A 15431-nucleotide genomic window follows, 5' to 3' on the forward strand; every position below is an offset into this window, starting at 1 on the left:
GGTGCCGGCGCCCATGTACAAGGACCTCAAGTTTCCGATACTCATCGTGCACCGCGATATCAAGGCCGACAGCGTGGCCGGTGATCGCGTGCGCGGCATTGCCCAGGAACTGGCCCAGGACGGCTTTACCATTCTGCCGGCGGTGGACTACGCCGAGGGCCGCCTGGTAGCGGCCACCCACCACGGCCTGGCCTGCATGCTGATTGCGGCCGAAGGCGCGGGGGAAAACACCCATCTGCTGCAGAACATGGTCGAGCTGATTCGCCTGGCGCGGGTGCGCGCACCGCACTTGCCGATCTTCGCACTGGGCGAGCAGGTGACCCTGGAGAACGCCCCGGCCGACGCCATGAGCGAACTGAACCAGTTGCGCGGCATCCTTTACCTGTTCGAAGACACCGTGCCGTTTCTGGCCCGACAAGTGGCGCGGGCGGCGCACAACTACCTGGACGGCCTGCTGCCGCCGTTCTTCAAGGCCCTGGTGCAGCACACCGCGCAATCGAACTACTCGTGGCACACGCCGGGCCATGGCGGTGGCGTGGCGTATCGCAAGAGCCCGGTGGGCCAGGCGTTTCACCAGTTCTTCGGCGAGAACACCCTGCGTTCGGACCTGTCGGTGTCGGTGCCGGAGCTGGGTTCGCTGCTCGACCATACCGGCCCCCTGGCGGCGGCCGAAGCGCGTGCGGCGCGCAACTTCGGCGCCGACCACACCTTCTTCGTGATCAACGGCACCTCCACCGCCAACAAGATCGTCTGGCACTCGATGGTCGGGCGTGACGACCTGGTGCTGGTGGATCGCAACTGTCACAAGTCGGTGCTGCACGCAATCATCATGACCGGCGCAATCCCCCTGTACCTGTGTCCGGAGCGCAACGAACTGGGCATCATCGGCCCCATCCCGCTGAGCGAGTTCAGCCGCGAGGCGATCCAGGCCAAGATCGAGGCCAACCCGCTGGCCGCAGGGCGCGAGCCGCGGGTGAAGATGGCGGTGGTGACCAACTCCACCTATGACGGGCTGTGCTACAACGCCGAGATGATCAAGCAGGTGCTGGGCAACAGTGTCGAGGTGCTGCATTTCGACGAGGCCTGGTACGCCTACGCGGCGTTTCACGAATTCTTTGCCGGGCGTTACGCCATGGGTACTTCGCGCAGTGCCGACAGCCCGTTGGTGTTCAGCACCCATTCCACCCACAAGCTGCTGGCCGCGTTCAGCCAGGCCTCGATGATCCACGTGCAGGACGGCGGTGCACGCCAGCTCGACCGTGATCGATTCAACGAGGCGTTCATGATGCATATCTCCACCTCGCCGCAGTACAGCATCCTGGCCTCGCTGGACGTGTCGTCGGCGATGATGGAAGGCCCGGCTGGGCGCTCGCTGCTGCAGGAAATGTTCGACGAGGCGCTGAGCTTTCGGCGTGCGCTGGCCAACCTGCGCGAGCACCTGGCCGACGACGACTGGTGGTTCAGTATCTGGCAACCGCCGCAGGTGGGTGGCATTCACCGGGTGGCGACCGAGGACTGGCTGCTGCAACCCCAGGCCGAATGGCACGGCTTTGGCGATGTGAGCGAAGACTACGTGCTGCTCGACCCGATCAAGGTCACGCTGGTGATGCCGGGGCTGGATGCGGGCGGCAGCCTGGGCGAGCATGGTATTCCTGCGGCAGTGGTCAGCAAGTTCCTGTGGGAGCGCGGGCTGGTGGTGGAGAAGACCGGCCTGTATTCGTTTCTGGTGCTGTTCTCGATGGGGATCACCAAGGGCAAGTGGAGCACCTTGCTCACCGAACTGCTGGAGTTCAAGCGCAACTACGACGCCAATACCGCGCTGCTGCAGAGCCTGCCGTGCGTGGCGCAACTGGACCCGTTGCGCTACCACGGCATGGGCCTGCGCGACCTGTGCGAGCAGTTGCACGAATGCTACCGCGCCAACGCCACGGCCAAGCAGCTCAAGCGCTTGTACACGCGTTTGCCCGAGGTGGTGATGAAGCCGGGGGATGCGTATGACAAGCTGGTGCGCGGCGAGGTCGAGGCGGTGCCGATCGAGCGCCTGATCGGGCGGGTGGCGGCGGTGATGCTGGTGCCGTACCCGCCGGGGATTCCGTTGATCATGCCCGGGGAGCGCTTTACCGAGTCGACGCGCTCGATCATCGACTACCTGGGCTTTGCACGGGCGTTCGACCGTGGGTTCCCCGGGTTTGTGGCCGATGTGCACGGGCTGCAGCATGAGGTGGGGGACGTGTATACGGTGGATTGCATCCGCGAATGAGGGATGGTTTGTGCTGGCCGCTTCGCCGGCCTTGCCGGCGAAGCCTTCACCGCAACTGTTGCGTACTCACCACGTGCCCGAAATGATGCCGCCACAGGCTCACCCCCAACTGCCCCGAGCGATCCAGCGACGACCCTACCGTGAGGTCGCTGATCAGGGTCGGCTGCAGCCCCGCATCAAACAGCGCGAACCCCGCCGCCAGCACGCAGGTGTCGGTCTGTATGCCGCACACCAGCACGCGCTCGGGGTTCAATTGCCTGAGGTAATCCAGCATCTCGGCCGTAGGGGCGTAGCCATGCTTGATGAAGATACGATCTGCCGCCACCAGGCTCTGGTCGTGCGCCGCCGGTTGCCAGCCCAGCTGACGTTGAAACGGGGTCACCGATTCATCATGGCGCTCCACGCTCGCCACCGACGGCATGCGGCCGATCAGTGATGCTATGCCGTCTACCAGCCATTGCGGCGGGTTGAACGAGGGTTGTACGTCGATAATCAGCAGTACCTGGCGCATGGAATGCCCTATGGAAGTTCAAGGCCGGGCGATTGTAACCCCCGGCCTTGCACAGATGCTAAAATCCGCCGCTTGAAACCTGGAGATAGACGCGTGCGCAAAGTGGCGGTGGTAATGGCAGTGCTGGCCCTGGCCGGCTGTGACAACGATGCGGAACGGGTACACAAGCAGGTTGCCGAGCATCTGGATAACCCGAAGACGGCCAAGTTCGCCAACGTGCGATTCAACAAGCAGGGCGATATCTGCGGCCAGTTCCGTGGCAAGGACGCGGCCGGTGTGTTCCAGCCTTACCGCAGCTACGTGGCCATCAAGCAGGGCGACGACTACCAGATCATCATCGACGAAACCGGCGGCGACCTGCGCATCCGCGAAATCTGCGGTGGTGCCGACCTGCAGCGCCGCGCCGATGCGCTGGCCGACCAGCCCGCGCCCGAAGGCTGGGACGTCGAGATCATCCAGGGCCCGAACATGGGCGCCCTCAGCGACATGACCGCGCGCCTGATCGAAAAACAGATTCCATCCTCGGTGGTGTACCGCGACGGCAAGCCGGTGGTACTCCTGGGCCCTTACCCGACCAAAGAGGAGGCCCTGGCCAGCAAGAACGATGTGATGGCGCGCCTGGGTACCGATTCGGTGGTCATCCAGCACGGCGCCGAGCGCTAGCCAGCACGCGGCGGCGCCTCTTACACTCACGGCTTGTCTTCAAGGATGAGCCGTCATGAGTGATTCGCCCTTCGCCATTACCCTTCAACGTTGTACCGAACAGCACGTCGAGGGGCTCACGGCCCTGTACAACCACCCACAGGTGGCGCGGCAGGTGCTGCAGATGCCGTATCAGAGCGCCGACCTGTGGCGCAAACGCATCGCCACCGACAACGAACGAATGGTGTTTCTGGTGGCCTTACATCAAGGCGAGGTGATCGGCAGCTGTACGCTCGAGCAGTTCATTCGTGTACGTCGCGGCCACTGCGGCGGCATCGGCATGGGCGTCGCCCCGGCCTGGCAAGGGCAGGGGGTGGGCACACGGCTGTTGTCGGCGGTGCTCGAGGTGGCGGACAACTGGATGGGCCTGCAGCGCGTCGAACTCACTGTTTACGCCGATAACCAGCCGGCACTGGCGCTGTACCGGCGCCACGGCTTCGAGGTGGAAGGGCATTTGCGCGACTATGCTTTACGTGACGGTGTGTTCACCGATGCCTGCAGCATGGCGCGCCTGCGACGGCGCGAGGGTTAGAGGAGGGGGCTTATGTCCACACTGGAGCGAGCCATTGCGGTTGCCGCCAGGGCCCATGAAGGGCAGCAGGACAAGGGCGGCACTGCGTATATCCTGCACCCGTTGCGGGTGATGCTGAGGGTGCAGACCACCGAACAGCGCATCGTCGCGGTGCTGCACGACGTGCTTGAAGATACCAGCATGAGCTTGTCGGACCTGGCCCGCGAAGGCTTCGCCCTGAAGATACTGGCGGCGGTGCAGGCGCTGAGCCGGCGCGATGACGAAAGCTACGAGGCCTTCGTCGCACGGCTGGGCAGCGACCCGCTGGCACGGGTGGTAAAGCTTGCCGACCTTGCCGACAACAGCGACCTTTCGCGCATCGCCATGCCCGGCCCCGAAGACATCGCGCGCCTGCAGCGCTATCAACAGGCCAGCGCCTACCTGCAGGCGCTGGCCTGAACGCTGGCGCTTTCGATCACCCGTGCCAGGTGCTGCATTGCCGCATCGATGGCTTCGCCACTGAACCCACCCAGGCCGAGCACCAGCCCGGGCCTGCCGTGCGGCCCCGCATACATGGGGGATACCGCGCGCACCACCACCCCGGCCTCTGCGGCCTGGTCCGCTACCTGCCTGTCGTCGATACCGGCTGCCAGCCACAGCACCAGGTGCATGCCCTGGTCGGTCGGTTGCAGCCAGGCCAGCTCAGGCTCCAGCCAGCGCGCCACCGCTTCGTTCACCTGGCGGTGGATGGTGGCGTACACACCGCGGATGCGGCGGATGTGCCGGTCCAGATGCCCTTCGTTGATGAAGGCCGCCAGTACCTGCTGGTCGGCGTTGGCCGGATGACGGTCCATCAGCACGCGGGCACCGCAGAAGGCGTCCACCAGGTCCGGCGGCACGATCGCATAGCCCAGGCGCAGTGACGGGAACAGGATCTTGCTGAAGGTGCCCAGGTAGATCACCCGTTCAGGGTCCAGCCCCTGCAACGAGGGGAACGGGTGCCCTGCATAGCGCAACTCGCCGTCGTAGTCGTCCTCGATCACCCATGCATTGTGGGTTCTGGCCCAGCTCAGCAGTGCCTCGCGCCGGGTCATGCTCATCGGCATGCCCAGCGGGTACTGGTGCGAAGAGGTGACGAAGGCGGCGCGGGCGTGGGGGCAGGTGGCGACGGCGTGTTCCACGTCCATGCCCTCGGCGTCCACCGGCACGCGCACCATCTGCCCGCTGTGCCCGGCGCTTTCGAGAATGGCGGTGATACCGCGGTAGGCCGGGTCTTCGACCCAGGCGAAATCGCCGATGTCCAGCAGCACCTGGCAGGCCAGATACAGGCCCTGCTGTGTGCCGGAGGTGATGATCACCTGGCTGGCCTCGCAGCGTACCGAGCGGGATTTGCGCACATAGTCCACCACCGCCTCGCGCAGCTCGATTTCCCCCAGCGGGTCGCCATAGCCGGCAGGGGCGCCCGGGCCGCGGGCGCGCACCCGGTTGCCAAGGCGACGCCAGATATCATCCGGCGCGGCCTTGCCCAGCGGTACCGAGACGGCGAACGGTACCTGGGGTACCTCGCCGAAGCGGCGGGCAAGTTGTGCAAAGCGTTCGATGCGTGCCGAGCTGGCGGCGGGCCGCGCCACACCTGTCGTGTGCGCGGCAGGTGGCTCTTCAAGGCTGTGCGCGACCCGCGTGCCGGCACGGCCGCGGGACTCCAGAAACCCCTCGGCCGTCAGTTGCTCGAACGCCTCGATGGCCGTGCCCCGCGCGATCATCAGCGATCTGGCCAGCATGCGGGTCGAGGGCAGCGCCTCGCCGGGCTTGAGGTCGCCGCGCCGGATCGCCGCACGCAGCGCCTGGGCCAGTTGGCGCCCCAGTTGGCCGCTGCTGCGATCCAGCGTGCCCAGCGAAGGAATATCCACCACGTTGGCTTTGCGCGCCATGTTTTCTGGTCCAGTCATTTTGTTTGATAGTGGATCTATACCATGGGCCAGTTGCGCCACACAATTTGCCATCGCCCTGTGCCGGATGGATGCAAACCATGTATGTACCGCAGTCTTTCAACGAGTCGCGCCCCGAGGTGCTGCATCAACTGATCATGCAGAACCCGCTGGGTGTATTGGTCAGCCACGGCGAGGGTGGGCTGGATGCCAACCATCTGCCGTTCCACTTCAAGCCGCAGGAGGGCACGCAGGGGGTGCTGCATGCTCACGTATCGCGGGCCAACCCGCTGTGGCGCGAACTCAAGGATGGCGATGAAGTGCTGGTGATCTTTCGCGGCGCCGATGCCTACATCTCGCCCAACTGGTACCCCAGCAAGCACGAGACCCACAAACAGGTGCCCACCTGGAACTATCAGGTGGTGCACGCCCATGGCCGCGTGACCTTGCACGATGACGAGCACTACGTGCGTGGCCTGGTGGCCCTGCTCACGCGCACCCACGAAGCATCCCAGCCCGTGCCGTGGAAGATGTCCGACGCGCCGAAGGACTACATCCGCGACATGCTCAAGGCCATCGTCGGGCTCGAGATCGAGATCACCCGTCTGGTCGGCAAGTTCAAGCTGGGCCAGAACAAGGAGGGGCGGGATATCCAGGGCGCCGCCCAGGGGTTGAAGGCGTCGGGCAAACCAGCACTGGGCGAAGCCATGTTGAGCGCCACCGGTCACCCCCTGCACGGGCCGGCCTTGCCGGCGAAGTTGCCCGAATGACCACCGCCTTATCCCACCTGAAAATCGACTTTTCCTACAGAGTCGGCCAGAATCGACGGCTCGGCTGCGTTATGGCTTTTTGACTGCATCGGTCGAGAGTGGGTGCTTTTGCACCGGCTCGACTTTCCAGCGCAGACGACAGGACATGACCCAGGACGAGTGGTTGAAGGCCAATGCGGCGCGGTTCGGCAGTGACTACGAACGATTGTTCGCCAGCAACGTGCTCAGCCTCGTGGCGGGCATCCGTTACGAGTCGCTGAGTGCGCAATACCCCTTCAAGGACAATGACGGCAAGCAACGCTACTGCGACCTTGTCATCAATGAAGAGGGAGACGTGCGCATCGCCATCGAAATCGATGGCTATGACAAAAGCGGTACGGGTACCGGCATGTCGCACCCCGAGTTCATCGACTGGCAGCGGCGGCAGTCTGCACTCACTTCCCAGGGCTGGAGGGTGCTGCGCTTTGCCAACCGCGATGTCAGGGATCACCCGCAGCGTTGCGCTCGGGATATCAGCGTACTGCTCGATGCCGAGCGAAAAAAAGCCCACGACCTGCTGTCGAGCACGCGCCAGAGCGCCAGCGTGCAGCAGTTGGCGCAGGCGCAGGGCAGCCGGATCAAAGGGCTCAACAAGGAGGTTTCGGTCATGAAGTACACGATCATGTCATTCACTGCGCTGATCGGGGTTCTGATCGTGGTGTTTGCGTTCAAGGGCACCGAGTCGGTTGCAGGCTCGGCCGTGGTCAGCCAGGCAGTGGCGGCGCCGGCGTCACCCGCCACCTTGCAGGGCGCCACCTGCGACAACCCGCTGGACTGGCGTCAGGCCGCCGACCATATCGGGCAGAGCGCTGCGGTGCTGGGCCCGATCATGAAGGTGACCTACAAACCGTCGTCCAGGGGCCAGCCGACCTGGATCGACCTGGGTGCCAGCTTCCCCAGCAAGCGACGGTTGGGGCTGGTGGTATGGGGCGAGCATCGCCCGGCGTTCGCCACGTTGCTGGCGCAGCCGCTGGAGGGGCGCACGGTGTGCGTGATAGGGCGTATCGAGCAGTACAAGGGCGTGCCGCGTCTGGAGTTGCAGGACGCCAGTCAGTTCCAGCTGGTCAAGTGACCTTCAGGTGCAGCCTTGGCGTCAAGGCTGCACCGTTATCCCCTCAGCCGGCCTTCTGGCAGTTGCCGGCGATGCTGTAACCCTCTGCCTGGGCGGCAGATTCGCTGCTGAACTCGACCCGATTCTTTTCGGCAATGCTGTTGTACGACGGGCAGTCCGGGCGGTGGTAGCGCTTCTTGGCCCGGTTGCCGCGCACTTGCCCGGTGGCGTCGGCCACAGTTGCAGCCTTGGTTTTGGCGGGTGCGGCGGGTCTTGCCGGTGAAGCGGCGGTCGTGGCCGTGCCCTTGCCTTGCCCCAGCTCTGCACGCAGGAAGATCGGCGCGTGATCGGAGATGTTCGCCCGGCCTTGCTGGTGAGTCATGCCCAGGTGTTTCGGGTAGTCGTACACGCCCACGCTGTTGACCTTCAGCGGCGAGGAATGGCTGACGAAGATATTGTCGTAAAGGTTGGCGAATTTGCCGTCGGTTGTGGACAGCGTGCTGGCGCCTGCGACCACCAGTGGTCTGGCGGCGGCATTGAGCGACTTCCAGGCAGGCGAAGTGGGCGGCATGTTGAAGTCGCCCATCAGCAGGATGTGATTGTTGCCGGGGTAGACTTCCTTCAGCCAGGTCCAGTAGCTCGACAGCGCATCGATTTCCGCGACCCGGTCAGACGGCTTTTTCCCGTATACGATATGCACCGTGGCCACCACGAAATAGGCATTGTCGGTGAGTGACTTGAAGCGCGCGGAGTAGGGCTCGCGCTCGAAGATCTTCTTGCGGTCCAGGTAGGACACCGCACCGTCTTCATAGGCGACCTTGCTGTCCTTCCACACGAAACCATACATTTCCTTGTACGAAGACCTGCCTACCGCATCGGAGGCCATGTGGCTCCAGGGCTCGCCGCTCTGGCGGCTGAGTTCCCTGGCCAGCTTGTCCAGGGCCGCTTCGCTCATCAGCTCCTGCACAGCCAGAAAATCCACATTTTTGGCGACCTTGGCAATGGCCTTGAAGTCCTTGTTGGGGCGGTCGCTCAGGTGTTCCAGGTTCCAGGTGCCGATACGCGTTTCAGCGAACACCTGGCCACACAACAACATCAGCAGCATCACTGCAGCTGCAAGATTCTTGAACATCATTACTTCCAGATTCTACGGATAACACCATCGCCCAGAAGGGCGACAAGTCGGAGCAGGGTGGGCGGGCAGCGCCTGGCGACGGCTTCAGTCTTCCTTGGGCACAACCCAGAAAATCTGCACGCCGCCGTCATCCCGGTAGGCCAGGGTGACGTTGTCGTTTTCGGCGATTTCCTCGAGCAGGGTCTCCCAGTCGGCAGGCGACTCGTGCTCCAGGCGAAAGATCAGCGCCGCGCGGGACTTCTGCGCGGTTGGCGAGTTGATGATTTTCTGAATGCGGATGCCCAGTTGCTCGTAGCTGCTGACGGGCTTGGCGGCAGAGGAGGTGGCCACAGGTACAGGTTCCTTGTTTTTGCTGTATGCGCATACAGTATTTTACTGTAAGGCTTTTCGCAACTGCGTGTCGCTCAAAGAACCCATGTGACCACACGGCGCAGGCTTTGCTGCACCGTGGGCAAAATAAAAGTGGCGAGGTTACAAGAGGTTAGGCCGCCCCGCTGTAGGAAGGGCGGCCTGCCGGGCTACTGCACTCAGTATTCCCAGAAGATGCGCTGCAGCTCTTTGCTGTCCTGGGTCTTGGTCAGGGCGACCATGGCCAGGATGCGCGCTTTTTGCGGGTTCAGGTCGTGCGCCACTACCCAGTCGTTCTTGTCGTCAGGCTGCTCGGCGTTGCGCAGCACGAACCCGCCCTGGTTGACGTGGGACGAACGGATGATCTGCACGCCGTTCTTGCGCAGTTCCTGCAGGGCCGGCACTACGCGCGAAGACACCGAACCGTTGCCGGTACCGGCATGGATGATGGCCTTGGCGCCATTTTGCGCCAGGGCCTTGTAGGCGGTGTCGCTGACGTTGCCGTAGCTGTAGGCGATGTCCACGGCAGGCAGGCTGCTGATGGTCTTGATGTCGAATTCCGAATCCATCGTGTGGCGCTTGGCCGGCAGGCGGAACCAGTACGACTTGCCTTCCACGACCATGCCCATCGGGCCCCAGGCGCTCTTGAACGCTTCGGTCTTGATGTTGATCGACTTGCTCACGTCGCGACCGGACTGGATCTCGTCGTTCATGGTCACCAGCACGCCCTTGCCGCGCGATTGCTTGTCGCTGGCCACGGCCACGGCGTTGTACAGGTTGAGCATGCCGTCAGCCGACATTGCGGTACCGGGGCGCATGGAGCCCACGACCACTATCGGCTTGTCGGTCTTTTCCACCAGGTTGAGGAAGTAGGCGGTCTCTTCCAGAGTGTCGGTACCGTGGGTGATCACGATGCCGTCCACGTCCTTGCTGTCGGCCAGCTCGGCAACGCGCTTGCCCAGTTGCAGCAGGTTTTCGTTGGTGATGCTTTCGGAGGCGATCTGCATCACCTGCTCGCCGCGCACGTTGGCCAGGTTGGCCAGCTCCGGAACACCGGCAATCAGCTTGTCGACGCCCACCTTGGCGGCTTGATAGGTAGCGCTGTTGGCGGCGCTGGCACCAGCACCGGCAATGGTGCCGCCGGTGGCGAGGATAACCACGTTGGCGAGTTTCTGTTGGGTTTCGGCTTCCTTGGCGTAGGCGCCAGCAGGGAAGAACATGAACAGGGCCAGGGCGGCCGGAGCGAAGGAGTGAAGCGCAGCTTTCATCGTTATTGTTCCTTATGAGTGAAATTGCTGTGTTGCCCACACAAGTTCAGCAGAAAGCGTACCAGTTGCCCAATTAACTGAGCGTTTACGTCAATTCATTGATTTATAAGAAATATATTTGGGCTTATGCCCCGTGCTGCCCGGCACTGCTTTCGGAAACCCGAATTATTGCGATGCCGGATGTTCGGTTTTCCGAAGATTTTAAGGATAATTCCCGGCACTATTGGGGCCATGAAGGGCGGTCGGCAGATTTGACAAAACCCGGTAGCGTTTCCATAGTTGTTAACCGCAAACGTTTGCGACCCGACAAAAATCATAAGATTCGGAGTGAACCCATGACGCTGCCCTTCGCTGGACGCCTGCTGGCCGTTGCCATGCTGGCCACCCTCGCCACCGCCGTACCCTTCAGCCACGCCCATGCCGACACCGCCAAGCCCAAGGTGGCCCTGGTGATGAAGTCGCTGGCCAACGAGTTCTTCCTCACCATGGAAGACGGCGCCAAGGCCTACCAGAGAGACCACGCAGGCGAGTTCGACCTGGTATCCAATGGCATAAAGGACGAGTCCGATACCAGCAATCAGATCCGCATCGTCGAGCAGATGATCGTCTCCGGCGTCAACGCGCTGGTGATTGCCCCGGCCGATTCCAAGGCCCTGGTGCCAGTGGTCAAGAAGGCCATGGAAGCGGGGATCACCGTGGTCAACATCGACAACCGCCTCGACCCGGATGTACTCAAGAGCAAGAACCTCAGCGTGCCCTTCGTGGGCCCCGACAACCGCAAGGGCGCGCGCCTGGTGGGCGAGTACCTGGCCACCCGCCTGAGCGTGGGCGATCAGGTCGGCATCATCGAGGGCGTGCCGACCACCACCAACGCCCAGCAGCGTACCGCCGGTTTCAAGGACGCCATGGAGGCAGCCAAGATCAAGATCGTCTCGGTGCAATCGGGCAACTGGGAGATCGACAAGGGCAATGCCGTGGCCTCGGCCATGCTCAACGAATACCCCGACCTCAAGGCGCTGCTGGCCGGCAACGACAGCATGGCGCTCGGCGCGGTGTCGGCGGTGCGCGCGGCAGGCAAGGTCGGCGCGGTGCAGGTGGTGGGCTACGACAACATCAAGGCGATCCAGCCGATGCTGCGCGACGGTCGGGTGCTGGCCACGGCCGATCAATACGCCGCCAAGCAGGCGGTGTTCGGTATCGAGGCGGCCCTGAAGATGCTGCGCGGCGAGAAGCCGGACGTGGATGCCGACAACGTCATCCAGACCCCGGTCGAGCTGGTCAAGCAGCCCTAGCCCGCTGACGGTGCCTGCCGTGGTGCGGGCGCCAGGAGAACACCTTATGTCGGCGACTGCGGATGTCGTGTTGTCGGTCAGTGCAATCGGCAAGACCTACGCCCAGCCCGTGCTGGGCGATATCGAACTGTCCCTGCTGCGCGGCGAAGTGCTGGCCCTGACTGGCGAGAACGGTGCGGGCAAGAGCACCCTGTCGAAGATCATCGGCGGGCTCGAAACCCCCACCACCGGGCAGATGTTCTACCAGGGCCAGGTGTATCAGCCCACCAGCCGCACCGCGGCCGAGCGCCAGGGCGTGCGCATGGTGATGCAGGAGCTCAACCTGCTGCCGACCCTGAGCGTGGCCGAGAACCTGTTTCTGCACAACCTGCCCAGCCGCGCCGGCTGGGTCAATCGCACGCGCCTGCGCCAACTGGCGACCGCGGCAATGGCGCAGGTGGGGCTCGAAGCGATCGACCCCGATACGCTGGTCGGCGAGCTGGGTATCGGCCATCAGCAGATGGTGGAGATCGCCCGCAACCTGATCGGCGACTGCCATGTGCTGATTCTCGACGAGCCCACCGCGATGCTCACCGCACGCGAGGTGGAGCTGCTGTTCCGCCAGATCGAGCGCCTGCAGCAACGGGGTGTGTCGATCATCTACATTTCCCACCGCCTCGAAGAGCTCAAGCGCATCGCCCAGCGCATTGCCGTGCTGCGCGACGGCAGGCTGGTGTGCGTGGAACCGATGCAGCGCTACAGCAGCGAGCAACTGGTCAACCTGATGGTGGGGCGCGAGCTGGGCGAGCATATCGACCTGGGGCGCCGCACGATCGGCGAGCCGGTACTGCGTGTCAGCGGCCTGGGCCGGGGCGACAAGGTGCAGGACGTCTCGTTCGAGGTGCGCAGCGGCGAAATCTTCGGCATCTCCGGGCTTATCGGTGCCGGGCGTACCGAGCTGCTGCGCCTGATCTTCGGTGCCGACACGGCCGACAGCGGCAGCATCGAGCTGGGCAGCCCGCTGCGCCCGGTGCGCATCGATTCGCCCATGGCTGCAGTGCGCCACGGCGTGGCCCTGATTACCGAAGACCGCAAGGGCGAAGGCCTGCTGTTGTCGCAGTCGGTCAGCGCCAACCTGGCGTTGGGCAACATGCCGGCGATCTCACGCGCGGGCCTGGTGGACGGTGCTGCCGAGCGTGCCCTGGCCGAGCGCCAGATCCAAGCCATGCGCATCCGCAGCGCCGGGCCCGCACAAACGGTGGGGGAGCTGTCGGGTGGCAACCAGCAGAAGGTGGTGATCGGCCGCTGGCTGGAGCGCGACTGCGCCGTGCTGCTGTTCGACGAGCCCACGCGCGGTATCGATGTGGGCGCCAAGTTCGACATCTATGGGCTGCTCGCCGAGCTGACCCGCCAGGGCAAGGCGCTGGTGGTGGTGTCCAGCGACCTGCGCGAACTGATGCTGATCTGCGATCGCATCGGCGTGCTTTCGGCAGGGCGCCTGATTGAAACCTTCGAGCGTGAGCACTGGAGCCAGGACCAGCTACTGGCCGCTGCCTTTGCCGGCTATCAGAAACGTGACGCGCTGCTGCAAGACGCAGTGCCCAGGAACCCCGCATGAACACCTCCCCGATAGACACACCGCCTGGCTCACCGGCCCGGCGCAGCGGTACCTACCTCGGCCTGGGGACCTACCTGGGCCTGGCCGGTGCGCTGCTGGCGATGGTGGTGCTGTTCTCGTTGCTGAGCAGCCACTTTCTGTCGTACGGCACCTTCAGCACCCTGGCCAACCAGATCCCCGACCTGATGGTGCTGGCGGTGGGCATGACCTTCGTGTTGATCATCGGCGGCATCGACCTGTCGGTGGGCTCGGTACTGGCCCTGGCCGCGTCGGCGGTCAGCGTGGCGGTTCTGGGCTGGGGCTGGAGCGTGCTGCCGGCGGCACTGCTCGGCATGGGGTGCGCGGCACTGGCCGGGACCCTTACCGGCTCGATCACCGTGGCCTGGCGCATCCCTTCGTTCATCGTCTCGCTGGGTGTGCTGGAAATGGCGCGTGGCGTGGCCTACCAGCTCACCGACTCGCGCACCGCGTACATCGGTGATGCCTTTGCCTGGCTGTCGGAGCCGGTGGCCTTCGGCATTTCGCCGGCCTTCATCATCGCCTTGCTGGTGATCGTGGTGGCGCAACTGGTACTGACCCGCACCGTGTTCGGCCGTTACCTGATCGGCATCGGCACCAACGAAGAGGCCGTGCGCCTGGCCGGCATCGATCCGCGCCCGTACAAGATTCTGGTGTTCTCGCTGATGGGCCTGCTGGCCGGCCTGGCGGCGCTGTTCCAGATCTCGCGGCTGGAGGCCGCCGACCCCAACGCCGGCTCCGGGCTGGAGCTGCAGGTGATTGCCGCCGTGGTGATCGGCGGTACCAGCCTGATGGGCGGTCGCGGTTCGGTCATCAGCACCTTCTTCGGTGTGCTGATCATTTCGGTGCTGGCCGCAGGGCTGGCGCAGATCGGCGCCAGCGAGCCGACCAAACGCATCATCACCGGGGCGGTCATCGTGATCGCCGTGGTTCTCGACACTTACCGCAGCCGGCGCGCGCGCCGGCGGACCTGAACAATGGCAACCATCAAAGATGTAGCGGCGCTGGCGGGTATTTCCTATACCACCGTTTCCCACGTGCTGAACAAGACCCGCCCGGTGAGCGAACCGGTGCGGCGCAAGGTAGAAGCGGCGATTGCCGAGCTGGACTACGTGCCCAGTGCGGTGGCGCGCTCGCTCAAGGCGCGCTGCACGGCCACCATCGGCCTGCTGGTGCCCAACAGCGTCAACCCGTATTTCGCCGAACTGGCGCGGGGTATCGAGGATGGCTGCGAGCGCAATGGCTACTGCGTGATCCTGTGCAACTCCGATGACGACCCGCGCAAGCAGCGCAGCTACCTGCGGGTGCTGCTGGAGAAACGCATCGACGGTCTGATCGTGGCCTCGGTGGGCGAGGAGGCCGACCTGCTCGACAGCCTGGCCAGCGTGCGCACGCCCATGGTGATCGTCGACCGCGCGCTGGCGGGCGTCGACGCCGACCTGGTGCGCATCGACCACGAGCAGGGGGCCTACCTGGCCACCCGGCACCTGCTGGAGCTGGGGCACCAGGACATCGCCTGCATCAACGGCCCGGCACACACCAGCGTGGCCAAGATGCGCCTGGCCGGCTTTCACCGGGCACTGGCCCAGGCCGGGGTGCCCCTGCGCGAGGGCCGCGTGGTGGACAGCGACTTCACCAGCCTGGGCGGCTATGGCGCCGCAGCGCAACTGCTGGGCCGCGACCGCCCGACCGCGATCTTCGCGGCCAACGACATGATCGGCATGGGCGTGCTGCGTGCGGCGGCCGAGCGCAACATCTGCGTGCCGAGCGAACTGTCGGTGATCGGTTTCGACGATATCCAGATGAGCCAGTATGTCTACCCCGCGCTGACCACGGTAGGGCAGTCGATCCGCGAGCTGGGCGAGATGGCGTCCGAGCTGTTGCTGCGGCGTATCGGCGAGCCGCAGCGCAGTGGGGTAGAGCAGCGCATCGTCGCGCCGAGCATCGTGCTGCGCGAGTCCACCGGGCCGCGTCCCGACCTCTTCAATGATTACCGCTAGG

Annotated in this window: 15 protein-coding genes; 10 read left to right on the forward strand and 5 right to left on the reverse strand. The window is 64.3% G+C overall.

Features of this window, described 5'->3' with window-relative positions; genetic code table 11:
- Positions 1-13: 13 nt before the first annotated feature.
- A complete protein-coding gene (locus NJH59_RS03180) occupies positions 14-2260 on the forward strand; it encodes an Orn/Lys/Arg decarboxylase N-terminal domain-containing protein (RefSeq protein WP_043859729.1) in 2247 nt (748 codons plus the stop codon).
- 46 nt (positions 2261-2306) lie between these two features.
- Here the strand turns inward: NJH59_RS03180 and NJH59_RS03185 are convergent, their stop codons facing one another.
- Positions 2307-2771, reverse strand: a complete 465-nt coding sequence (locus tag NJH59_RS03185; RefSeq protein WP_043859730.1) for a cysteine hydrolase family protein — start codon at positions 2769-2771, stop codon at positions 2307-2309.
- A 93-nt stretch (positions 2772-2864) separates the two neighbouring features.
- On the opposite strand from NJH59_RS03185, the gene NJH59_RS03190 reads away from it, so the two are divergent.
- Genes NJH59_RS03190 through NJH59_RS03200 form a run of 3 tightly spaced genes read left to right on the forward strand, consistent with a single transcriptional unit; the run spans position 2865 to position 4443 of the window.
- Positions 2865-3434 carry an SPOR domain-containing protein gene (locus tag NJH59_RS03190; protein WP_054915273.1) on the forward strand — a complete coding sequence of 190 codons (570 nt, stop codon included), beginning with the start codon at positions 2865-2867 and terminating at the stop codon, positions 3432-3434.
- A 55-nt stretch (positions 3435-3489) separates the two neighbouring features.
- Positions 3490-4005, forward strand: coding sequence for a GNAT family N-acetyltransferase (locus NJH59_RS03195; protein ID WP_043860822.1), 516 nt, complete (start codon positions 3490-3492; stop codon positions 4003-4005).
- A 12-nt stretch (positions 4006-4017) separates the two neighbouring features.
- Positions 4018-4443 carry an HD domain-containing protein gene (locus NJH59_RS03200; RefSeq protein WP_043860821.1) on the forward strand — a complete coding sequence of 142 codons (426 nt, stop codon included), beginning with the start codon at positions 4018-4020 and terminating at the stop codon, positions 4441-4443.
- On the opposite strand, the gene NJH59_RS03205 is transcribed toward NJH59_RS03200, so the two are convergent.
- Positions 4422-5915, reverse strand: a complete 1494-nt coding sequence (locus NJH59_RS03205; RefSeq protein WP_253086374.1) for a PLP-dependent aminotransferase family protein — start codon at positions 5913-5915, stop codon at positions 4422-4424. The genes NJH59_RS03200 and NJH59_RS03205 overlap by 22 nt on opposite strands.
- 98 nt (positions 5916-6013) lie before the next feature.
- Here NJH59_RS03205 and NJH59_RS03210 point away from each other — a divergent pair, with 98 nt between their 5' ends.
- Together NJH59_RS03210 and NJH59_RS03215 are read left to right on the forward strand one after the other, a co-directional pair.
- Positions 6014-6682, forward strand: a complete 669-nt coding sequence (locus NJH59_RS03210) for an FMN-binding negative transcriptional regulator (protein WP_253086375.1) — start codon at positions 6014-6016, stop codon at positions 6680-6682.
- 145 nt (positions 6683-6827) lie between these two features.
- Positions 6828-7793 (forward strand): DUF559 domain-containing protein, encoded by a 966-nt coding sequence (locus tag NJH59_RS03215; protein ID WP_253086376.1) that lies wholly within the window; start codon positions 6828-6830, stop codon positions 7791-7793.
- Positions 7794-7836: 43 nt separating this feature from the next.
- Here the strand turns inward: NJH59_RS03215 and NJH59_RS03220 are convergent, their stop codons facing one another.
- The 3 genes from NJH59_RS03220 to NJH59_RS03230 form a co-directional block, all read right to left on the reverse strand.
- Positions 7837-8904 carry an endonuclease/exonuclease/phosphatase family protein gene (locus NJH59_RS03220; RefSeq protein WP_054915269.1) on the reverse strand — a complete coding sequence of 356 codons (1068 nt, stop codon included), beginning with the start codon at positions 8902-8904 and terminating at the stop codon, positions 7837-7839.
- An 87-nt stretch (positions 8905-8991) separates the two neighbouring features.
- Positions 8992-9237 (reverse strand): DUF1654 domain-containing protein, encoded by a 246-nt coding sequence (locus tag NJH59_RS03225; protein ID WP_043860816.1) that lies wholly within the window; start codon positions 9235-9237, stop codon positions 8992-8994.
- A gap of 197 nt (positions 9238-9434) precedes the next feature.
- Positions 9435-10523, reverse strand: coding sequence for an asparaginase (locus NJH59_RS03230; RefSeq protein ID WP_043860815.1), 1089 nt, complete (start codon positions 10521-10523; stop codon positions 9435-9437).
- Positions 10524-10858: 335 nt separating this feature from the next.
- Between NJH59_RS03230 and NJH59_RS03235 the strand changes: the two genes are divergently transcribed.
- From NJH59_RS03235 to NJH59_RS03250, 4 genes are read left to right on the forward strand one after another with little or no spacing between them, the layout of a single operon-like run.
- A complete protein-coding gene (locus NJH59_RS03235; protein ID WP_253086377.1) occupies positions 10859-11815 on the forward strand; it encodes a sugar ABC transporter substrate-binding protein in 957 nt (318 codons plus the stop codon).
- A 46-nt stretch (positions 11816-11861) separates the two neighbouring features.
- Entirely contained in the window at positions 11862-13412 is a 1551-nt protein-coding gene (locus NJH59_RS03240; RefSeq protein WP_253086378.1) for a sugar ABC transporter ATP-binding protein, read from the forward strand.
- Positions 13409-14404, forward strand: coding sequence for an ABC transporter permease (locus NJH59_RS03245; protein WP_253086379.1), 996 nt, complete (start codon positions 13409-13411; stop codon positions 14402-14404). Before NJH59_RS03240 ends, NJH59_RS03245 begins: the two co-directional genes overlap by 4 nt.
- Positions 14405-14407: 3 nt before the next feature.
- A complete protein-coding gene (locus NJH59_RS03250) occupies positions 14408-15430 on the forward strand; it encodes a LacI family DNA-binding transcriptional regulator (protein WP_253086380.1) in 1023 nt (340 codons plus the stop codon).
- Position 15431 lies beyond the last annotated feature (1 nt).

The organism is Pseudomonas sp. VE 267-6A (genome assembly GCF_024126555.1).
Lineage (GTDB): Bacteria > Pseudomonadota > Gammaproteobacteria > Pseudomonadales > Pseudomonadaceae > Aquipseudomonas > Aquipseudomonas palmensis.